Origin of the sequence: Anaeromyxobacter sp. Red801 (genome assembly GCF_049201065.2) — a bacterium.
Taxonomy (GTDB): Bacteria; Myxococcota; Myxococcia; order Myxococcales; family Anaeromyxobacteraceae; genus Anaeromyxobacter.
Window position 1 is genome coordinate 527,411 of the sequence record NZ_CM181236.1, and the last position, 20,678, is coordinate 548,088.

Annotated in this window: 18 protein-coding genes and 1 other RNA gene; 7 read left to right on the forward strand and 12 right to left on the reverse strand. The window is 74.5% G+C overall.

What is annotated here, in order from left to right; translation table 11 throughout:
• Positions 1 to 63: 63 nt before the first annotated feature.
• Together ACOQFB_RS02330 and ACOQFB_RS02335 are read right to left on the reverse strand one after the other, a co-directional pair.
• Positions 64 to 3,189 carry a BamA/TamA family outer membrane protein gene (locus ACOQFB_RS02330; protein ID WP_421610464.1) on the reverse strand — a complete coding sequence of 1,042 codons (3,126 nt, stop codon included), beginning with the start codon at positions 3,187 to 3,189 and terminating at the stop codon, positions 64 to 66.
• 75 nt (positions 3,190 to 3,264) lie between these two features.
• Positions 3,265 to 3,753 carry a hypothetical protein gene (locus ACOQFB_RS02335; protein ID WP_421610463.1) on the reverse strand — a complete coding sequence of 163 codons (489 nt, stop codon included), beginning with the start codon at positions 3,751 to 3,753 and terminating at the stop codon, positions 3,265 to 3,267.
• Positions 3,754 to 3,843: 90 nt separating this feature from the next.
• On the opposite strand from ACOQFB_RS02335, the gene ACOQFB_RS02340 reads away from it, so the two are divergent.
• On the forward strand, positions 3,844 to 4,302 hold the full coding sequence (locus ACOQFB_RS02340) for a hypothetical protein (protein WP_421610462.1): 459 nt from the start codon (positions 3,844 to 3,846) through the stop codon (positions 4,300 to 4,302).
• Between the two features lie 13 nt (positions 4,303 to 4,315).
• Here ACOQFB_RS02340 and ACOQFB_RS02345 read toward each other — a convergent pair whose 3' ends face one another.
• From ACOQFB_RS02345 to pssA, 3 genes are read right to left on the reverse strand one after another with little or no spacing between them, the layout of a single operon-like run.
• Positions 4,316 to 5,542 carry a CinA family nicotinamide mononucleotide deamidase-related protein gene (locus ACOQFB_RS02345; RefSeq protein ID WP_421610461.1) on the reverse strand — a complete coding sequence of 409 codons (1,227 nt, stop codon included), beginning with the start codon at positions 5,540 to 5,542 and terminating at the stop codon, positions 4,316 to 4,318.
• On the reverse strand, positions 5,542 to 6,165 hold the full coding sequence (locus ACOQFB_RS02350; protein WP_421610460.1) for a phosphatidylglycerophosphatase A family protein: 624 nt from the start codon (positions 6,163 to 6,165) through the stop codon (positions 5,542 to 5,544). Before ACOQFB_RS02350 ends, ACOQFB_RS02345 begins: the two co-directional genes overlap by 1 nt.
• A 3-nt stretch (positions 6,166 to 6,168) precedes the next feature.
• Positions 6,169 to 7,023 (reverse strand): CDP-diacylglycerol--serine O-phosphatidyltransferase, encoded by an 855-nt coding sequence (gene pssA, locus ACOQFB_RS02355; RefSeq protein ID WP_059437426.1) that lies wholly within the window; start codon positions 7,021 to 7,023, stop codon positions 6,169 to 6,171.
• Positions 7,024 to 7,358: 335 nt separating this feature from the next.
• Between pssA and nth the strand changes: the two genes are divergently transcribed.
• Together nth and rnpB are read left to right on the forward strand one after the other, a co-directional pair.
• On the forward strand, positions 7,359 to 8,039 hold the full coding sequence (nth, locus tag ACOQFB_RS02360; RefSeq protein WP_421610459.1) for an endonuclease III: 681 nt from the start codon (positions 7,359 to 7,361) through the stop codon (positions 8,037 to 8,039).
• 43 nt (positions 8,040 to 8,082) lie between these two features.
• Positions 8,083 to 8,492, forward strand: an RNA gene (gene rnpB, locus ACOQFB_RS02365) — RNase P RNA component class A.
• Between the two features lie 49 nt (positions 8,493 to 8,541).
• Here rnpB and ACOQFB_RS02370 read toward each other — a convergent pair.
• Positions 8,542 to 8,832 carry a hypothetical protein gene (locus ACOQFB_RS02370; RefSeq protein WP_421610458.1) on the reverse strand — a complete coding sequence of 97 codons (291 nt, stop codon included), beginning with the start codon at positions 8,830 to 8,832 and terminating at the stop codon, positions 8,542 to 8,544.
• A 244-nt stretch (positions 8,833 to 9,076) separates the two neighbouring features.
• Between ACOQFB_RS02370 and ACOQFB_RS02375 the strand changes: the two genes are divergently transcribed.
• Entirely contained in the window at positions 9,077 to 10,048 is a 972-nt protein-coding gene (locus ACOQFB_RS02375) for an RDD family protein (protein ID WP_421610457.1), read from the forward strand.
• Between the two features lie 16 nt (positions 10,049 to 10,064).
• Here the strand turns inward: ACOQFB_RS02375 and aqpZ are convergent, their stop codons facing one another.
• The 4 genes from aqpZ to sigJ all read right to left on the reverse strand — a co-directional run bounded on the left by aqpZ (position 10,065) and on the right by sigJ (position 14,262).
• A complete protein-coding gene (gene aqpZ / locus ACOQFB_RS02380; protein ID WP_059437430.1) occupies positions 10,065 to 10,802 on the reverse strand; it encodes an aquaporin Z in 738 nt (245 codons plus the stop codon).
• A gap of 151 nt (positions 10,803 to 10,953) precedes the next feature.
• Complete coding sequence (locus ACOQFB_RS02385; protein ID WP_421610456.1) at positions 10,954 to 12,684, reverse strand: hypothetical protein; 1,731 nt, start codon at positions 12,682 to 12,684, stop codon at positions 10,954 to 10,956.
• A 131-nt stretch (positions 12,685 to 12,815) separates the two neighbouring features.
• Positions 12,816 to 13,289 (reverse strand): RidA family protein, encoded by a 474-nt coding sequence (locus ACOQFB_RS02390; RefSeq protein WP_421610455.1) that lies wholly within the window; start codon positions 13,287 to 13,289, stop codon positions 12,816 to 12,818.
• 109 nt (positions 13,290 to 13,398) lie between these two features.
• A complete protein-coding gene (gene sigJ, locus ACOQFB_RS02395) occupies positions 13,399 to 14,262 on the reverse strand; it encodes an RNA polymerase sigma factor SigJ (protein ID WP_421610454.1) in 864 nt (287 codons plus the stop codon).
• A 128-nt stretch (positions 14,263 to 14,390) separates the two neighbouring features.
• On the opposite strand from sigJ, the gene ACOQFB_RS02400 reads away from it, so the two are divergent.
• The 3 genes from ACOQFB_RS02400 (at position 14,391) to ACOQFB_RS02410 (ending at position 19,416) form a co-directional block, all read left to right on the forward strand.
• A complete protein-coding gene (locus ACOQFB_RS02400) occupies positions 14,391 to 15,005 on the forward strand; it encodes a peptidylprolyl isomerase (protein ID WP_421610453.1) in 615 nt (204 codons plus the stop codon).
• 273 nt (positions 15,006 to 15,278) lie between these two features.
• Positions 15,279 to 16,235, forward strand: a complete 957-nt coding sequence (locus tag ACOQFB_RS02405; protein WP_421610452.1) for a transporter — start codon at positions 15,279 to 15,281, stop codon at positions 16,233 to 16,235.
• Between the two features lie 10 nt (positions 16,236 to 16,245).
• Positions 16,246 to 19,416 (forward strand): Ig-like domain-containing protein, encoded by a 3,171-nt coding sequence (locus ACOQFB_RS02410; RefSeq protein ID WP_494492439.1) that lies wholly within the window; start codon positions 16,246 to 16,248, stop codon positions 19,414 to 19,416.
• Positions 19,417 to 19,483: 67 nt separating this feature from the next.
• Here ACOQFB_RS02410 and ACOQFB_RS02415 read toward each other — a convergent pair whose 3' ends face one another.
• Complete coding sequence (locus ACOQFB_RS02415) at positions 19,484 to 19,978, reverse strand: Csu type fimbrial protein (RefSeq protein WP_059437176.1); 495 nt, start codon at positions 19,976 to 19,978, stop codon at positions 19,484 to 19,486.
• Positions 19,979 to 20,175: 197 nt separating this feature from the next.
• On the reverse strand, positions 20,176 to 20,658 hold the full coding sequence (locus ACOQFB_RS02420; RefSeq protein WP_059437177.1) for a Csu type fimbrial protein: 483 nt from the start codon (positions 20,656 to 20,658) through the stop codon (positions 20,176 to 20,178).
• Positions 20,659 to 20,678 lie beyond the last annotated feature (20 nt).

Consider the following 20,678-nt stretch of genomic DNA (forward strand, 5'->3'; position numbering starts at 1 on the left):
GGCGGCGGGGAGCGGCGAGCCCGGGGCCCCCGGGCGCGGCCGCCCTCGCGCGCCGTCGCGCGGTCACATGAAGAAGTACCGGAGCGTCACGTTCGTCACCCACTTCGTCCCCTCCTGCATCGCCGGCGTCTTGATGCCGCCGATGTCGAAGGGGTGGCCGAAGTGCACGCGCAGGAGCAGCGGGCCGAACAGCACGTTCACGCCCAGCACGCCGGTGAGGGTGCGCGACTCCCAGGCGCCCGGCTCGAGGATGGTGCCGGCGGCGTCCACCCGGTCCTCGAACCGGTTGAACACGCTGCCGAAGTCGAGCGCGGCCACGCCCTCCAGGTAGTCGAAGATGAGCAGGCGGATGAGCGGGTCGAGCGGGAACTGCAGCTCGGCGTTCACGACGTAGTAGTGCTGCCCGATGAGGTAGGCGAGGTCGAACGGCGAGAAGCCGCGCAGGTTGTCGCCCGAGGTGAGCCAGAAGCTCCGCTGCCAGACCTCGCTCTTCCCGCTCGGCGCGAAGGTGGTGCCGCCCGCGAACCGGAAGGAGAAGTTGGAGCGGCCCACCAGCTGCCAGTACTTCTGCGCGTCGAGCCGCGCCGACCCGTGCACGGCGCTCCGCCCGGGCAGGTAGCCGCCGCCCAGCTCGAGCAGGAGCGAGGTGCCGGAGAGCGGCCCGGTGAACGCGTCGTAGCGGATGGTGTCGAAGCCGTAGCGCACCGCCGGGTTGACGGTGAAGTTCACGCCGCCGTTCTGGCGCTCCCAGTCGGCGGTGTCGCGGTAGACGCCGCCCTGGAGCTGGATGCCCTTGCAGACGAGGAAGCCCGCGCCGGAGAAGTCGGTCAGGCAGTAGCGCTGCACGCCTCCGACGGTGAGCTCCAGCTCGAGGCGCCGGAACCGGTCGAGCGGGTAGCGGAGCGCGCCCACCACGCCGAAGTCGCGCTGGTAGTAGGCGAGGTTGTAGTCGAGCCGGTCGATCTGCTGCTGGACGAAGTGGAACCCGCCGAGCGCCCAGTTCAGGCGCCGCGCCCGGTTCTCGTACAGCACCATCGCCTGCGTGTAGTCGAACGAGCCGTAGATCGAGAGGTCCACGAACAGCACGTGGTCGCGGAGCAGGTCGGAGAAGAGCACCGCGGCGCGGCCGGCGACGTTGCTGCCCGCGCCGCCGCCGTAGACGAACCCACCCTCCGGCCGCCAGTTGCGGATGGAGGTGGCGCGGTAGGCGGGCACGGACTCCGGGAAGTCGGTCGAGGGGATCTCGAGCACGTCGCCGGCGGGCGGCGCCACGGGCGTGGGCGGCTCCTCCAGCCACGCGACCCGGGGCACCTCCACCATGCGGAACAGGCCGCCGTTGAAGGTGCTGGCGAGGACGCCGCGCGCCTTGGGCGCGACCGCCGGGCTGGTGAGCCCGGTGGTGAAGTCGGTGAGGCGCTGGATGGCGCCGCCCTTCAGCAGGTAGAGGTCGGGCTTGCCGCGCGCGTCCGACGAGAACAGCACCGAGCCGTCCGCCTGCGGGTACGGGTGCCGGTCGGTGGAGGGCGCGGTGGTGAGCCGGGTGCGCGCGCCGGTGGCCGGGTCGATGCGGAACAGGTTGAGCCGGCCGTGGTCGGTCGCGTCGGAGGCGCAGTAGAGGCCGTCGGGGCCCCAGTGCAGGTCCTTCTCGGTGTAGCCGTCGTTGGTGAGCCGGCGGGCGACGCCCCCGGTCACCGGCACCACGTAGACGTCCTGCTGCCCGTCCTCGGCCACGCCCACGAACGCGAGGTGGCTCGCGTCGGCGGAGAAGGTCGGGTCGGCGACGGTGATGAAGCGGGTGCCGCTGGGCGGCCGGAGGTCGAGCTTGCGGCGCTTCCCGAGCTGGAAGCGGGCGGTGCGGCCCTCGGTGAACTTGTGCCGGAAGCGCTGGACGTACAGCGCGTCGCCGATCCCGTCCTGCGCCGAGAAGGCCAGGACGCCGTCCGCGACCGCGCCGACCGAGTAGTCGATGGGGTGGAGCGACTCGAGCCCGGGCTGGCTGTCGGTCGCCACCTCCACCGCGCTGCGCGGGCTGCGCACGTCCATCAGGTACAGGCTGGCCCGGCCGCGGCGCCGGTCGATGGCGCGGTAGAGCACGAGCGTGCCGTCGTGCGAGGTGGTGAAGTCCTCGGGCTCGCCGGGGAGCTGGCGCAGCTCGCGCACCGCCGAGAGGTCCTGCCGCGAGGCGAGGTAGGCCGGGTAGTAGCGCTTCTTGAGCCACGCCCTCCAGCGCGCGTCCACCTGCTCCACCGGCTCGTTCAGCACCCGCCGCACCAGCGCGGCGAAGCCCCGGCCCCCGCCGCCGCCGCCGCGGCCGCCGTCGTCCGCGAGCAGGTACGCGCTCTCCAGGAAGCCCTGGATCTTCTCGCGCCCGTACTCCTCGGCGATGAAGGCGACGCGCGCCTGGCCCAGCTTGTAGGTGGGGATGTAGCCGCGGTAGCGGTCGTCCTGGAACGCGAGGATCTCGTACCCGCGCCGCGGATCCGGGTTCCACACCAGGTCGCGCAGGTACAGGTCCGTCTCGACGTCGATTCCACCCTTCGTGTAGTACTCGGCGATGCCCTCGATGAACCAGAGCGGCAGGTACTGGATGGGCGAGCCGATGTCCTCGGCGCCGGCGGCCTCCATCAGCTTCTGGATGGTGAACTGGTGCACCATCTCGTGCGTGGAGACCTCGGTGAACCGGGAGTGATCGCCGAAGTACGGGACCGTCATCTTCAGGTCCTCGGGCGAGGTCACGCCCAGCACCGACTCGGTCACCGCGAACACGTTCTGCGTCTGGAACTCGCGCTGGGTGGCGTAGAGGATGTACGGGATGCGCCGGGTCGGGTTGTAGTGGAACGCGTCCACCAGGCGCGCGTAGGCGCTGCGGATGGCGGGCAGCGCGCGCTTCGCCTGGGCCAGCTCGGTCTCGTAGTAGTAGAGCCGGATGCCGCCCTTGCCGCCGCCCGGGGGCGGGACGTCGAGGTAGTGCCAGTCGAAGCCGTACCAGGCCACCTGGTTCTGGCCGGGCCGCTCGGGGAGGATGTAGGTCTGCTCGAGCCCGTCCTCGACGCGCCCCTCGACCTGCCGCGCCTCGATGCGGTCCATGGTCTGGAACGCGTCGGCCAGCGACGGCGCCCGGAGCTGGAACCCCTGGGGCGCGGCCGCGAGCGGGATGGCGAGCGCCCAGAGCGCGACGAGTCTTCTCATTTTTTGAAGGTAACGGTCGGGCCCGCCGCCGGGCGAGCAACCGGAAGGATACCGCGCCGGGCACCGTCCGTGCGACTACGACACCGTCACCGGCCAGCGCGTGCCGTTCACGAAAAGTGCGTAGTCGCCCGACCCGGGAGGGTCCTCGCGCAGCAGCAGGCCGAGCGACACGTGGCCCGCGCGGGTGAAGCGGGCGCGGTGGGCGCCGCCCTTCACCGCGCAGCGCAGCACGCCGTCCGCGCCGAGCGACAGCGTGGCCGGGTCGAGCGGCTCCGCGGTGCCGTCGGAGAGGTGCAGGAGCGGCGCGCCACCGCGAGGGTCCTCGGTCGCGCCGCGCACCGCGTACGGCGCCTCGTCCACCTGCACGTAGGCGCGCTCCCGGCCGATGGCGACCTCGTAGCGCCCGTCGGCCGTGCGCGCGAGCGACCGCCACAGCACCTCGAGCGTGCGGGCGTGGGTGATGGGCTCGCCGCGGTGCAGGAACCGGCCCTCGGCGTCGATGGAGAGGCCGCTGCGGGAGCGGAGCAGCTCGAGCGCGGCGGGGTCGGGAGAGCCCTCGGACACGCTCCGGAGGATAGCGCGGCGCGGCGCCGGCCGCGGGCCGCGCGCGGACGGCGTTGCGCGCCGGGCGCCGCGAGGGTACGAACGGGGCCCGTGAGCCCCCGCACCGAGCCCGTGGTCCGCATCCGCTGCCCGCCCGAGGAAGAGGCCCGCTGTCTCGCCGCGCTGCAGCGCGCGGGCTATGCCGCGGAGCGTTCGCTCACCTGGGTGGTGGTCCGCGACGCCGCGCCGGACGCGGTGAACGAGGCGCTGGCCGCCGGCGGCGCCGGCGTGCGGGTGGCGGTGCGCGAGCGGATCGGGCAGCTGGTGGGCTGGCTCATCGACCGGCAGGGCAAGCTCGAGGGGCGCGCGGTGAACGTGCAGGCGCTGGTGCGCCGGGTGCTCGAGGACGGCGGGCTCACCGCCCGGTACGCGCCGCGGCCGCTGCCGGAGCTCCTCGAGCCCGCCACGCGCACCTACGAGGCGCTCATGGCGAGCGGCGCCGCCCAGGTCACCTGGGATCGCTTCGTCGAGGCGTTCTGCGTCGAGCTCGCCGCGCCGCCCGCGCCCTGAGGCCGGGCGCGCCTCAGCGGAGCGCGAGCCGCAGCAGGTTGAGGGCCTCGTAGGCGGCCTGGCGCCGGACCCGGTCGCGGTCGCCGCGGTAGGCGCGCGCCACGGCCTCGGTGCCCGACGGGCCCGCCACCGCGAGGTGCACCGTGCCGACCGGCTTCTCCGGCGTGCCGCCGCTCGGCCCCGCGATGCCGGTGATGCCGACGCCCCAGGCCGCGCCCGCGGTCCGGCGCGCCCCCTCGGCGAGCGCCCGCGCCACCGCCTCCGACACCGCGCCGTGCGCCGCGAGCAGCTCGGCCGGCACCCCCAGCACCTGCTCCTTGGCGGCGTTCGCGTAGGCGACCACGCCGAGGTCGAGCACCGCCGAGGCGCCCGGCACCGAGGTGAGCAGCTCCGCCACCATCCCGCCGGTGCAGGACTCGCCCAGCGCCACGCGCTCGCCGCGGGCGGCGAGGCGCGCCACCACCAGGTCGGGCAGCTCGTCCTTGCCCTCGCCGAAGACCTGCTCGCCGAAGATCCCGAGCACGCGCTCGCGGATGCGCGCGGCGCGGGCCGCCGCGTCCGGCCCGGGCACGGTCCACTTCACGTGGACCTCCGGCCAGTGGGCGCGGTAGCCGAAGCGGACGCCGGCGTTGGCCGGGTCGTCCATCACCGGGCGCATGGCGTGGTCGGCGTGCGACTCGGGCACCGCGAACAGCTTCACGAGGCCCGCCGACGGCACCTCGCCCAGGCGGGCGCGCACGTGCGGCAGCACCCACTCGTCGCACAGGCCGCGGTACTCCACCGGCACGCCGGGCAGGCACACCACCCGCCCGCGCCCGACCTGCGCCGTGAACCCCGGCGCGCTGCCCCAGCGGTTCGGGATCACCTCCGCGCCGCGCGGGAACCAGGCCTGCTTCTCGTTGTTCGGCGTGAGCGTGCGCCCCAGCTTGCGGAAGCGCTCGCGCAGCAGCTCGATGGACGGCTCGTGGCGCTCCAGCGGCACACCCAGCACCGCCGCGACGCACTCGGAGGTGAGGTCGTCCTCGGTCGGGCCCATCCCGCCGCTCATCACCACCAGGTCGGCGCGCGCGGTCGTCTCGAGGAGGGCGGCGCGCAGGTCGTCGCGGTCGTCGGCCACCAGCGTCTTGCGCCGGACCATGAGGCCCAGGTCCCAGAGCCGGTCCATCAGCCAGGGCGAGTTCGTGTCCACCACCTGGCCGGTGAGCAGCTCGTCCCCGGTCGCGAGGATCTCCACCTGCATCACGACCCCACCTCCGCGCACCACCAGTGGAACACCGTCCCGCAGCCGGCGAGGAGCCGCAGCGCGAGCTGCACGAACTGCAGCGCGCACCAGGCGAACACCCCGGCCGCCACGTCGTCCATCACCACGCCGAAGCCGTTCTTCACGCGGTCGAACGCGGACGCGGGCCAGGGCTTCAGCACGTCGAAGATCCGGAACAGCACGAAGCCGGCGATCGCCGCGGGCCAGGAGAACGGGACGAGCGCCATGGTTACGAGGTACCCGGCCACCTCGTCCACCACGATGGGCGAGGCGTCGGCCACCCCCCAGTAACGGCCGGCGCGGTGCGCCGCCACCATGCCGAGCACGGTGAGCGCCGCGGTGGCGGCGAGGTACGCGGGCCAGGTGAGCCAGCTGAGCGCCCAGTAGAGCGGGATGGCGCCGAGCGTGCCGAACGTGCCGGGCGCGACCGGCGCGTAGCCGCAGGGACCCCACGCCGCGAACAGCACCGCCGGGCCGGGCGGGCCCTTCGGGCTCGGGCCGCGCTTCAGGCCGCGGGCGCGGAGGCGGGAGAGGAGGCCGGAGGTGGACGCGCCCGGCGCGGGCATGGCCGGGCCGGGCGCGGGCGGGGGCGGCGTGGTCACGCGCTAGATGTACTCGTCCTGCTCCGCCTTGTCCCCGTCCACGTCCTCGGGGCCGGGCTCGAGCGCCTCGTCGGCGTCGAGCTCGGCGCGCACGGCCGGCGGCAGCCGGCTGCGGTCGAGCGTCCGGGCCTTCTCGAAGAGCGACTCGGCCAGGCCCATGGCGATGTACGCGCCCATGTAGACGACCAGCGCGAAGGAGGCGCGGGTCGCGTACGCCACCGCCAGGCCCACCGCGCTCGCCAGCACGAACGCCGACAGGCTGCGCGCGGAGAGGTGCACGTCCTTGAAGGTGCGGTAGCGGACGGTCGAGACCATCAGGAACGAGAGGAGGGCGACCACCACCAGCACCGGCACGCGGGTGGCCGGGTTGGTGGCCGCGCCGAACTCCTTGTAGTGCGCGATGACGAGCGCCGTGATGGTGCCGGCGGCGAGCGGGATGGGCAGCCCGACGAAGAAGGCGGAGGAGCCCTTGTCGCCGCGCTGGGCGAGGACGTTGAAGCGGGCCAGGCGGAGCGCGCCGCAGGCGGCGAAGGCGAAGGAGAAGAACAGGCCGACGAAGCCGAGCGGGGCGAGCGCCCACTTGTAGACGAGCAGCGCCGGGGCCGCGCCGAAGGAGATGACGTCGGCGAGGCTGTCGAGCTGGACCCCGAAGTCGGACTGGGTCTTCGTCATGCGCGCGACGCGGCCGTCGAACGCGTCGAAGAACATGGCGAAGAAGATGGCGAGGGCCGCCTGGTAGAGCTGGGCGGGGGTGGCCTCGCCGGCGGACAGCGTGAGCGCGTAGAAGCCCAGGAAGATCGAGCTGACCGTGAACAGGTTCGGCAGCACGAACATCGCCTTGCGCAGGTTGATCTGCATGAAGCGCGATCCTCCGATGGCGCGCGACGAGGGCCTTTCCCTGGAGCGGCGTGCCGAGCGACGGCCCGCACCCCCGCGGGACCCTTTGCGAGCGCAGAGGCTGGCACGGGCGGGCCCGTTTGTCGAGTGAGGACGGGACACCGCGCCGCCGCCTGGCCCGGTGAGGGCTTTGACCGCATCGCGCCTGCAGGCCACGATATCCACCATCGCCTCGCCGCATCCGCCGCCTTCCGCGGGGGAGGGTGTGGGAAAGGCGCCCTGGCCGCCGCGCCGGGGCGCCTTCTTCCTTCCGGCGGCTCGCCCGCGCGCCCGCCGGTGCTAGCATCCGCGCCCGCATGCCGCCCCGCCCACGGTCCCGCGCGCCGAGCGCGCACGCCCGCGCCCGCGCCGCCGAGATCGTGGACCGCCTCGACGCGGCCATGCCCGACGCGCGCATCGCGCTCGCCTTCCAGGACGATCTCCAGCTCCTCGTGTCGGTGATCCTCTCCGCGCAGAGCACCGACGCCGGGGTGAACAAGGTGACCCCCGCGCTGTTCGCGCGCTTCCCCGACGCCGTCGCCTACGCGGCCGCGCAGCCGGAGGAGCTCTGGCCCTACATCCGCTCACTCGGCTTGTTCCGGAACAAGGCGAAGGCGATCGTGGCCGCGATGGACGCCATCGCGCGCGAGCACGGCGGGCGCGTGCCCCGCACGCGCGAGGGGCTCGAGGCGCTGCCCGGGGTCGGGCGGAAGACCGCCGGCGTGGTGCTCGTGCACCTCGGCGCCGCGGAGGCGTTCCCGGTGGACACGCACGTCGGCCGCGTCTCGCGCCGGCTCGGCCTCACGCGCGAGCAGGACCCCGACCGCGTGGAGCGGGACCTGATGGCGCTCCTGCCCGAGGCGCGCTGGGGCAGGGGGCACCAGCTGTTCGTGTGGCACGGTCGCCGGACCTGCGCGGCGCGCGCCCCCACCTGCTCGCGGTGCGTGGTGGCCGACCTCTGCCCGAAGCGCGGGGTCCCGGCCGCCATGCGCCGCTAGGTCGATTGCCGGGGCACGGGGGCCGTGTTACATCCGCCTCGCCGGAGCCGCCCGGGCGAACGCGTCGGTCCTGCAGGGAAGGGGGCCGCCGAGGAAAGTCCGGGCACCACAGGGCAGCGTGCCGGCCAACGGCCGGTCGGGGCGACCCGCAGGAAAGTGCCACAGAGAACAGACCGCCGAACGGCGCCGGGCGACCGGCGTGCGTGGCAAGGGTGAAACGGTGCGGTAAGAGCGCACCGCGCGCCGGGTGACCGGCGCGGCACGGCAAACCCCACGCGGTGCAAGAGCGAATAGGGAGGCGTCCCACCCGCGCGAGCGGGAGGGCAAGACCGGCCCGGTCCAGGCCTCCGGGTATGCTCGCTGGAGACGCGCGGCAACGCGCGTCCGAGATGAATGTTCGTCGCCGCGGGGTTTCCCGCGGAACAGAACCCGGCTTACAGGGCGGCTCCGGTCTTTCGTACGGCTTCAGGGAAGTCCGTCGTCCGTGAATGCCTGACGGCGTTCACCATCCGAACACGAACCACCACAGGTAAGTCGCAAGCCCGGTGGCCGCGAGCAGGGTCCCGCCGGTCGCGGCACCGACCCCCGACGTTCGTGCGTGGCGGTCGGTCACCACGGCGCGCAGTCCGAGCATCGCTCCGACGAACATCACGATCGCGGCGAGCCCGATGCCCGTCACGAAGCTCGAGACCACCAGGATCGCGGCTCCGAGGTCGTCTTCCTGCGGGAGCACCGCCCCCGCGATGCCGACCCCGGCGAGGACGAGCGCGAGCACGCCCCAGCCGATGACCATGACCCTCGTCGCCGTTCGCATGAGAAGCACCTGCCGGGAGTACGTGTTTCCGAGGACGCGCTTCGCGCGTCCTCGATATTAGGGGATTTGCTCCGGGTGCACGCGGCCGCGGAGGTCTCGCACGAACCCTGCGCCGCCGCCGGACGGCCTTGACCCGGACGATCCGTGATGCGACCGTCTCGACGCCGGAGTCCGCGCACGGTGAACGAGGCCCCGTTCACGCGCGCATCGCACGGGGGGATGCATGGAGCCGCTCGCGGAGCCCGTTCTCGAGACGCAGCCCGTCGCAGCACGCTTCGCCGGCCTCTGGCGCCGGCTCGCCGCATGGCTGGTGGACACGCTCGTCCTCGCCGCGATCGGCTTTCCCCTGGGCCTGCTGCTCGGCGAGCGGTTCGCGCCCATCGGGACGCCGGCGCGGCTCCTCGGGCTGCTCGTCGCCGTCCCGTACCTCGGCATCCTGGGGAGCGAGATCGGGAACGGGCAGACGCTCGGGAAGCGGCTGCTGCGGCTCCGGGTCGTGGACGCCGACGGCCGGTGCCTGCCAGCGTCGCGAGCGTTCGTCCGCGCTCTCCTGATCTCACTGCCCGGCATGATCAACGGCGTCACCTTCCGCCTGTCGGGACCGGTGGCCGTCGCGGCGCTGTGGGTCACGGGCGTCCTCGTCCTGGGCCTGGGGGGCGCGACCCTCGGAACCGTCCTCCTGAACCGTCCCACGCGACAGGGCCTGCACGACCTCCTCGTCGGGAGCTACGTCGTCGAGGCGGGCCGCGTCGGCCTGCCGGTCACCGCGTCGAGCTCCCGCCGGCCGATGATCGCGAGCGCGGTGTGGATCGCGCTGGTGGCGGCAGGGGCGACGGCGATGGTGGTCTGGGTTCCCGCACTGACGGCGAACGGGCTCCCTCCCGTCCTGCTCGAGCGGGTCGCGTCGATCCCGGGCGTGAACTCGATGGAGGTCAAGACCGTCACCACCTGGCGCGCGGGAGGCACGTCGAAGGTCGTCGCCGGCGTCGTCTGCTACGCCGGAGCACCCGAGGACGTCCCCGAGGCGGCGAGGCAGGTCGCCGCCGCGCTGCTGGAACACCACCCCGACGCCGCGAGCGCACCGACGGTCGGCGTCACCGTCGTGCGCGGCTGGGACGTGGGGGTCGCGCGACTCACGCACGACCAGAACTTCGTGCACACGCCGGAGCAGTGGCGCGCCGAGCTGGGGCGCTAGGAGCGCGTGCGACCGCTCACGCCGTCGCGGCGGGCCGGGCCTCCGCTCGACGGTGCGCAGCGCGGCCGCCGGCGATGAGGGGGTAGACGACGCCGGCCAGGGCCGCGCCCACGATCGGCGCGATCCAGAACATCCACAGCTGCCCGAGCGCCCAGCCGCCCACGAACAGCGCCGGCCCGGTGGACCGGGCGGGGTTCACCGACGTGTTGGTCACGGGGATGCTGACGAGGTGGATGAGCGTCAGGCAGAGTCCGATCGCGACCGGGGCGAGGCCCTTCGGCGCGCGCTCGTCGGTGGCGCCCAGGATCACGAACAGGAACGCGAACGTCATCACGAGCTCGGTCAAGAAGCACGCGCCCATCGCGTAGCCGCCGGGCGAGTGCTCGGCGTAGCCGTTCGACGCGAAGCCGGCGGAGACGTCGAAGCCCGCCTTGCCGGAGGCGATGAGGTACAGGACGCCCGCGCCGGCCACCGCGCCGAGCACCTGCGCGACCACGTACGGGCCGACGTCGGCGCCCGGGAACCGGCGCGCCACGGTGAGCCCCACGGTCACGGCAGGATTGAGGTGACAGCCGGACACGTGCCCGATGGCGAACGCCATCGTCAGCACCGTCAGGCCGAACGCCAGCGCGACGCCGTGGAAGCCGATCCCGAGCTCCGGGATCGCGGCCGCCAGCACCGCGCTGCCGCAGCCGCCGAGGACGAGCCAGAACGTACCGACGAACTCCGCTGCCACCCTATGGGTCAAGGGCATGGGCGACCTCCGCGCGTGCGTGCCAGCGACGTGAGCTTCCGGTCGCACCGATAGCACGAAGCGTGCGGGGCGGCGGCGGGCCGTCCGAGTGCGACCGACGGGTGCGGTCCGGTGCCGCCCCGCCTGACCCGTCCGGCCGTCCCCCGCCGGCTCAGTTGGTCGCGGTGACGCTCGCGGGCTGGTTCACCACCATCGTGCAGGACGCGGTTCCGGTGCAGGCGCCGGAGAACACGGTCCCGCCGGACGTGGACGACAGCGTCACGGTCGTGCCGCTCGGGAACGGCGCGCTGCAGGCTCCGCTCACGCCGTTCGGCCCGGCGCTGCACGAGATCCCGGCGGGCGCGCTCGTGATGGTGAAGGACTGGAGCTGGTTGCAGTACTGCGGGCAGTAGCTCGTGCAGGTGCCGGTGCACCGGCCGAACAGGTTCCAGTCACAGCAGTACGTGCCGCACGGATACTGACCACACACGAACTGGTACGTGGCGAGGGCCACCGGCGAGACCGAGACGGTCGGGAGCGTCGGCGTGTGGATGCACGCACCGGTGGCCGGGTCGCAGGTGTCGGTGGTCGAGGGGTCCGCGTCCGCGCACACCTTGGGCGCGTGCTCGCAGCCGACGCTCGGGTTGCATGCGTCGATCGTGCAGGCGTCGGCGTCCGCGCAGCTCCGCGGCTGGTACACGCACCCCGATGCGCTGCTGCAGGCGTCGAGCGTGCACGCGTTCCCGTCGTCGCAGACGAGCGCCCTGTGCAGGCAGGCGCCGGTCGCCGGGTCGCAGGAGTCCACGCTGCACGCATCCCCGTCCGAGCAGCTCTTCGGCGGGTGGACGCAGCCCGTCGCCGGGTCGCAGGCGTCCACGGTGCACGCGTTCCCGTCGTCGCACGAGATCGGCGCGTACGCGCAGCTGCCGCTGGCCGGGTCGCAGGAGCCCGCGACGCACGCGTCGGTGGGCGGGCAGGCCAGCGCCTCGCCGGCGCAGGCGCCGGCGCCGTCGCAGGCATCCGCGCTCGTGCAGGCGTTGCCGTCGTCGCACGCAGTGCCGGGCGCCGCCGGGACGTGGGTGCAGGTGCCCATCGTGCCGTCGCAGGCGTCGATCGTGCAGGCGTTCCCGTCGCCGCAGTCGAGGGCCGAGCCGACGCAGACGCCGCCGGCGCAGGCGTCGCCGGTGGTGCACGCGTTGCCGTCCTCGCACGCCGTCGCGTCCGCGAGCGCCTCCAGCGCGCAGCCGGTCGCCGGCGCGCAGGTCGCGCGCTGGCACGGGCCCGACGGGCAGCTCACGGCGGATCCGGGCGCGCACGCCCCGCTCGCCGAGCACGCGTCGCCGGCCGTGCACGCGTTCCCGTCGTCGCACGGCGTGCCCGCCGGACGGCGCGTGAACGAGCAGCCGGTGGCGGGATCGCAGGAGACGCCGCTCCAGCACGCGGGATCGCCGGGCGGCACGCAGGTCGTGGTGCCGGTCGCGACGCACGCGCCGGCCGCGTCGCAGGCGTCGCCGCTGGAGCAGGCGTTGCCGTCGTCGCAGGGCGTGCCGGCCGGCTTCGCGTGGTTCAGGCAGCCGGTGGCAGGGTCGCAGGTGGGCGCGTCCCAGCACTGCGCGTTCGGCGGCGCCGGGCACTCCACCGCCGCGCCGCCGCACGCGCCGCCGGCGCAGACGTCGCCGGTCGTGCACGCGTCACCGTCGTCGCAGGGCGCGGCGTTGGCGGCGTGCGTGCACTGGCCCGCGGCGCACGCGTCGTCGGTGCACGGGTTCGCGTCGTCGCAGGAGACGCCCGCGCACGGGTCCGCGGGCGGGTCGCCCCCGCCGCCCGAGCAGCCTCCGAGGGCGGCGCCGAGCACCGCCAGGACCGCGACGACGGGGAGGAGGCGACGAAGGGCGCGGGCCATGCTGGGCGGCTCCTGGGAGGGTTGACCCGATCCCACCATTCAACCCTGCGTCCGTCGAGTTCGGGCCCCGCGGCCGACGGTCGCGCACGCGAAGTGCGAAGCGAGCGCGTGCGCGGCCCCGCGGCGCTCCCTCACCGCGCCGGAGGCCTCGCGCTCGCCACCGCGACGGCGTCGATCTCGACGAGCATCCCGTCGAGCGCGAGCCGCGGCACGGGGATGAGCGTGTTCACCGGGAAGTCCTTCGCCGGCCACATCCGCTCGAACTCCTCGATGATCACCTGCAGCCTCGCGGCGTCGTGATCCACCACCAGCGTCGTCACCTTGACGACCGCGCCCATCTCGACGCCCTGCGACCGGAGCGCGGTCTGGACGTTACGCAGCGCCTGGCGGACCTGGGCGCGGAAGTCGGGGGTGAGCTTGCCCTGCCGGTCCTCCTCGCCTCCCTGGCCGGCCACGAACACGAGGCGGCCGCCGGCCGGGACCGAGGTGACGTGCGAGAAGCCGTAGGGGGCGGGATCGAAGAGCTGCGCGGGATTGTGGACGGTCTTGGCGTGAGCCTGGGGCGGGAGCATGGCGAGCAGGGTTCCGAGGGGGGCGGCGTTCATGGGGGCACCGGGTCGGGACTGGGCGGGACGTCGTGGCATCGTGCTTCGGAGGTCACGACGAACGAGCCGGCGCCGCCGTGACGTCCGGCGCTCCGGACCACCGGGATCGTCAGCCCAGCGCCGCGAGCTTGTCCGGGTTGCGCACGATGTAGACGGCGCGGGCGCGCCGCTCCTCGTCCCACCCGAAGCTCACGGTCGCCGCCAGCTGGTCGCCGAGCCACAGCATCGCCGCGACGGTCCCGTTCAGCTCCGTCATCTCCCAGCGGTACGCGCTCCAGTACTCCCGGAGCGCGCCGCCGACGAACCCGAGCACCGCGTCGCGGCCGAGGACGGGCGCCTCCGCGGCGGCCACCTTCCCTCCGCCGTCGGCGCGCAGCTCCACGTCCTCCGCGAGGAGCTGCTTCAGGCGATCGGTGACGCCCTCGGAGACGGCCTGCTGGAACGCGCGGAGCAGCTCCTCCTGCCGCTCCCTGGCGGGCGCCTGCGCGTACCGGCCGCTCGCGACCGACGCCCGCGCCCGCGAGACGAGCTTGCGGCAGGCGGGCTCCCGGATGCCGAGGGCGGCGGCGATCTCCCGGTAGTCCAGCTCGAAGACGTCGTGCAGCAGGTAGGCGGCGCGCTCCTTCGGCGCGAGGCGCCGCAGGAGCATCAGGAACGCCACGGACAGCGACGAGTCGAGCGCGGCCACGTCCTCCGGCGAGGTGGCCTCCGCGGCGTGCACCGGCTCCGGCAGCCACGCGCCGACGTAGTCGACCCGGGATCGATCCGCCGCGCGCATGAGGTCGATGCAGTGCCGCGTGCAGACGCTCGTCAGCCACGCCCGGGCGTTCTCCACGGCGCCGCGGTCCGCCGCGTGCCACCGGAGGAACGTGTCCTGGACGGCGTCCTCGGCCTCCGCCCGCGAGCCGAGCAGGCGATAGGCGATGCCGAACAGCAGCGGCCGGGCTTCCTCGAACGTCGTGTCGCGAGTCATGGTCCTCCGGGCTTCCGAGTGTCGGGCCGGGCGACGAGCGGCACATCGGCCGCGTGACGTCCCGGTTGGGGCAGGAGATCGTGCGCAGAGGAGAGCGCGCCCGACGTCCTTCGCGCTAGCGTGCCCGCATGAGCTCGCTCCCCGTCCTCGCGCTGCTCCTCGCCGCCGCCCCCTCGGCCTCGGCGGCGCCGGCTGCGGCGCCGGTCCACGTCGTGATGACCACCGAGCTCGGCGAGCTCGAGCTGGAGCTCGACGCGGCGCGCGCGCCGGCGACGGTGGCCAACTTCCTGCGCTACGTGCGCGAGGGGCGCTACGACGGCGGCCGGTTCCACCGCACCGTGCGGGCGGGCAACCAGCCCGGCAGCGCGGTGAAGATCGACGTGGTGCAGGCCGGCGTGGCGCCGGCGCAGGCCGACCGCGACCACGCGCCGATCCGGCTGGAGCGGACGCGCGACACCGGCCTGCGCCACGTGGACGGCGCGGTCTCGATGGCGCGCGCGGGGCCGGACACGGCCACGAGCGACTTCTTCGTCTGCGTGGGCCCGCAGCCGGAGCTGGACTTCGGCGGCCGGCGCAACCCGGACGGCCGGGGCTTCGCCGCGTTCGGCCGGGTGGTGCGGGGCATGGACGTGGTGCGGCGCATCCACCGGGCGCCGGCGAAGGAGCAGGCGCTCTCGCCGCCGATCCGGATCCTGGCCGCGAGGGTCGTCGGCGGGGGCGCTGCGACGCCGGCGCGGAGGTAGGCGGGCGTTCGGCGCCGCGGCGTGGCACGTGAGCCACCCTCTCGCCGTCGGCGCTCGAGCGGCGGGCGCCGGCAGCGGCCGCCCGCCGCACCGCGTGACCGATCGTGAACACCCTGCCGCTCGCCCGTGGGACGCCGCGGGCGCCGCGGGTCCCGCGATCCGACGGCAGGAGCCGCTCCCACACGACCATCGGCTGCGCCATGCCCGCGGCATTGGCGCTGCCCCGCCCGAAGCGGAGACTCGATCGCGTCGAGACTGCTCGGGGGGGCAGACATGGCGCGACGGAATGGCTGGCGGCTGGCGCTCGTGGCGTGTGCCGTGGTCATCGCGGCGGCGGCGCGCGACGCGCGCGCGGCGGACGCGGACTCCACCACGCTCGACCGCATGCGGCTCGTGGCGGATCGCTCGGGCGTCCTGAGCGTCGAGGGCGGCGGCGTCGTCCCGCACCTCTCGATGTCGGGCGCGGCCTGGCTCGGCTACGCGAACGACCCGCTGGTCCTGCACCGGATGGACGGGCTGCGGGTGGGCTCGGTGGTGGGCGACCGGGTGAGCGGCGCGCTCGCGGCCACCGTCGGCATCCTCGACCGCGCCCAGCTCACGCTCGAGGTCCCGGTGGTCCTCGACCAGGAGCACACGCCCGGCTCCGGCTCGGCCTCCGGCACGGGCTCGCTCGACGGGTTCGGCGTGGGCTCGCTGCGCCTCGTGCCGAAGGTGCAGCTGCTCAGGGCCGGGCGCCACGGGCTCGACCTCGCGGTCCTGGCGGGCCTCTCGGTCCCGCTCGGCTCGAGCGGCTTCATCGGCTCGGAGGTGACGTTCCAGCCCGAGCTCGCGGCGTCGCGTGCGCTCGGGGCCGCGCGGGTGGCGGCGAGCGCGGGCGCGGTGGTGCGCGAGTCGCGGCCGCTCCTCGACGCGAAGCTCGGCAGCGAGCTCACCGCGCAGGTCGGCGCGGCGTACGACCTGAGGCCGCGCACGCGGCTGCCGCTCGAGGCCGGGCTGGCGCTCGCGGCCGCGGTGTCGGCGGCGCGTCCGTTCGAGCGCTCGGACGAGACCTCCATCGAGCTGCGCGGCTACGGCGCGTTCGAGCCGGTCGGCGCGCTGCGCCTGCTCGCAGGCGGCGGGATGGGCCTGCAGAGCGGCTGGGGGACGCCCGACTGGCGCGTCTTCGCGGGGGTGCAGTTCGCGTTGCCGCGGGCGCCGGTGGACCAGACGAAGCCCACGCAGTCCCTGTGAGGAGCGCGCCATGATCCGCACGAACCGACTCGCCGGCCTCGTCCTCGCCGCGCTCGCCGTCGCGGCCTGCAGCCGCTCGTCGCCCGCGCGGCCCGCCGCCGCCCGCACCGACGCCATCGCCGCGCTCCCGCCGGACGCGAGCTTCCGCGCGTTCCTCTGCGCGGGGGAGGGCCAGGGGGACGTCGCCGGCGACGCCGAGACCGGCCTCGCCACCCGCGACATCGTGGGCGACGCCACGCACCCGGCGTTCTACCGGGCCGCCGACGCGGCCAACGTCTACTTCCGCATGCGCGTCAGCGGCGATCCGCGGAAGCCCGGGAGCACCACCCTGCTCCAGCCCTCGAGCTGGGACGTGCTGGTGGACACCGACGGCGATCTCGACACGTACGAGTTCATGCTGACCGCCGACGGCAACATCGACAGCACCACGCACGTGCAGTGGCTCGCGAACACGGTGAAGGACCCCACCAACCCGCGCGATCCCGCCGACGCGCTGATCCAGGACTTCACGCCGGCGGGCGACTACTGGGCGGTCCGCGAGACGGGCGACGGCAGCCGCTTCGGCGGCGATCCGGACTGGTTCATCACCCTCCGGATCCCGAAGGCGACGCTGGCGGCGGCGGGGCTCGACCTCACCCAGGACTTCGTGGTCTGGGGCGGCACGAACGCGCAGACGTACTCGCTCAACGCGGACTTCGGCTGCTACGTCGGCATCCCCGCGAACCTGGGCGACGCCACCAACGACCCGGGCGACCTCGATCCGCCGGACGCGCTCGACGACGCGGCCGCCACGCCCGAGGACGCGCCGGTCGGCATCCCGGTGCTCGCGAACGACACCGGCATCGAGGCGGACACCGCGGTCGCGATCGCCTCGCCGCCGGCGCACGGGACCGCCGCCGTCCAGGCGGACCGCACCGTGACCTACGCGCCGGCGGCGGACTGGTTCGGCACGGACACGTTCGTCTACCAGGTGGCCGACGCCGGGGGGGAGACCGACACCGCCGTCGTCATCGTGACCGTGACCGCGGTGGACGACGGCCCGCCCGTCGCGGTGGACGACGACCGGACCGTGATCGAGGGCACGCCGTCCCCGCTCGACGTCCTCGCGAACGACACGGTGACGGACCGCGTCGGGGCGCTGGCCGTCCTCGCGCCGCCCGCGCACGGCACCACCTCGCTCAATCCCGACCGGACGATCACGTACGCACCCGAGCCCGGCTACGAGGGCCCGGACCAGCTCGTGTACCAGGTGACGGACGGCGACGGGCAGACCGCCTCCGCCACGGTCCGCATCACGGTGCAGCCCGCCGACAGCGGCGCGCCGGTGGCCGTGGCCGACGCGGTCTCGACCGCCGAGGACGTGGCGCTCCCTGTCATCGCGGTGCTCGCGAACGACACCGTGGCGGACCTGCCTTCCGTGGTGACGCTCGCGACCGCGCCCGCGCAGGGCACGGCGACGGTGAACCCGGACGGCAGCCTCGCGTACGCGCCGGCGCCGGACTGGTCGGGCACGGAGGTCTTCACGTACCGGGTGGCGGATCGCGAGGGGCAGATCGCCACCGCGACGGTGACGATCACCGTGACCGCGGTGGACGACGGCCCGCCGGTCGCGGCGCCGGACACGGCGACCACGCCCGAGGGCACGGCGACGCCGCTGGCGGTGCTGGCGAACGACACGGTGACGGACGGCGTGGCGTCGGTGACGATCCTGGCCGCCCCGGCGCACGGCACCGCGGTCGTCAACCTCGACCACACCCTCACGTACACGCCCGCGGAGCGCTTCTTCGGCCCCGACACCCTGACCTACCAGGTCGTGGACCGGGACGGCCAGGCCGCCTCGGCGCAGGTGAGCCTGGAGGTCACGCCGGTGGACAGCGGCGCACCGGTCGCCGCCGCGGACGCCTTCAGCACCGCGGAGGACACCGTGCTGGCCGCGGCCGACGTGCTCGCGAACGACACCGTGCTCGACGGGCCCGCCGCCGTGGCGCTCGCCTCGCAGCCCGCGCACGGGACCGCGACCGCGAACGCGGACGGGACGATCACGTACGCCCCTGCCGCGAACTACGCCGGGCCGGACGCGTTCACCTACCGCGTCACCGATCGCGACGGGCAGGCGGCGCTCGCCACCGTCTCGGTCACGGTCACGCCGGTCGGCGATCCGCCGGTCGCGCGCCCCGACGCCGCCACCGCTCCGGCCGGCGGCCCGCCGGTGGTCATCGCCGTCCTCGCGAACGACGCCGATCCGGACGGCGACGCGCTCGCGGTGGCCTCCGTCACCCAGGGCGCCCATGGAGCGGTCACCGTGCTGGCCGACGGGACCGTCGAGTACCTCGCGGCCGCGGGCTTCGCCGGCGCCGACGCGTTCACCTACGCGGTGAGCGACGGGACCACGACCGCGTCGGCGACCGTGGCGATCACGGTCGTGCCGCCGCTCGACTCCGATGGCGACGGCATCCCGGACTGGGTGGAGGACACGGACCACGACGGCACGGTGGATCCGGGCGAGACCGATCCGCAGAACCCGGACACCGACGGCGACGGCATCCCGGACGGCGTCGAGGACACGGACCACGACGGCACGGTGGATCCGGGCGAGACCGATCCGCGCAACCCGGACACCGACGGGGACGGCATCCCGGACGGCGTCGAGGACACGGACCACGACGGCATCGTGGATCCGGGCGAGACCGATCCGCGCAACCCCGACACCGACGGCGACGGCATCCCGGACGGCGTCGAGGACACGGACCACGACGGCACGGTGGATCCGGGCGAGACCGATCCGCGCAACCCGGACACCGACGGGGACGGCATCCCGGACGGCGTCGAGGACACGGACCACGACGGCACGGTGGATCCGGGCGAGACCGATCCGCGCGATCCGGACACCGACGACGACGGGATCCCGGACGGCGGCGAGGACTCGGACCACGACGGCACCGTGGATCCCGGGGAGACCGACCCGCGCGATCCGGACACCGACGACGACGGCATCCCGGACGGCGGCGAGGACACGGACCACGACGGCACGGTGGATCCGGGCGAGACCGACCCGCTCTCGGCCACGCTCGGGGTCGCCGGCGGCGGCTGCAGCAGCGGGCAGGGGGGCGGCAGCTCGGTGCTGCTCGCCGGCGTGGCGCTCGCGCTGGCGCGGCGCCGCCGCCCGGCGGCGGCGAGGTGAGGGCTGGAAACGGCGCGCGCCGGCCCGCGGGTGCGGACCGGCGCGCGGGCCAGGCGACGGCGAGCGGCTAGAAGGTGACGGTGGCGACGACCGCGTCGGCGTAGCTGCCGGTCGGGACGTTCTGGGCGGCCGGGATGCGGCCGTACACCGGGTACGCGACCGGGGTGATGCCCGCGGCGGTGCCGCTCTGCATCACCGTGTTGTCCCAGACCGTGGTGCGCGCCGCGTCGAGGTAGAGCTCGTAGGGGAGCTCGGCGGCGAGCGTCGCGTGCTGCATGGCGCGGCTGCCGCTGGCGCTGTTCCCGGCGCCGAGGCCGACCGTGTACGCGGTGCCGGTCGTGCAGGTGACCGTCACCGTGCCCTGCGCGTTGAGGGCCGTGCTCGAGTTCGTGACGAGCGGGTCGTAGTTGCCGAACGCGACCGGGGCGGCGGCGATGGTGCAGGACGGGACCACCGTGGCGGTGACGTCGAGGGTCGCGGTGGCGGTCGCCGCGCGGGCGGTGCCGGTGGTGAGGGCGAGGGCGGCGGCGGCGAGCGCGAGGCGCAGGGCGAGCTTCTGCATGTGGACGGCTCCTTGGGTGAACGTTCGCGAGATCGCGAGGCTCGGACGCTAACCGGGGTCGAGGCCGCCCGGCATCCCCATCCCACGTGAAGAGCGCGTGACCCGTGGTCAACGCGGGGGCGCTGTCGCCGCGCAGGCGCCGCGGTGGGTCCGGCTCGGACGCGATATCTGCCCGTCGCGGTGGACGGCGTGCGCGATCAGAACTCGAACGTCACCACGATGGTGTCGGAGTACGGGCCGACCGGCGGCTCCTGCCGCGCGGGGATGCGCCCGAAGACATAGGCCACGGTGAGGCCGTTCGAGAGCGTGGTGACGGCGGGCGCCGCCGCGGTCCCGCCGGTGCCGTCCCCCCAGATCGTCCCGAAGCCCGCGTCCGCATACAGGTTGTACGCGAGCGTCCAGGGGCCCTGGCGCAGCGTGCGGGCGTGCGCGTCGCCGGAGCTGCCCGGGCTGAGCGTGATCCGGATGGGCTGCCCGCGCGAGCACCGGTACTGCAGCAGGCCGGTGGTGGTGAGCGGGACGGGGGAGAGCGGGTCGTACGCGCCGAACGCGATCGAGGTGCCCATGGTCAGGCTGCAGCTCGCCGCGCGCGCCGCCGCGGGCGCGAGGAGCGATAGCGCCGCCGCCAGGAGGAGCGCGGGCGCGCCGGACGTCGGGAGATGTGGCAGCCGCCGATTCATTGATCGGTCCGTCGTTTCGT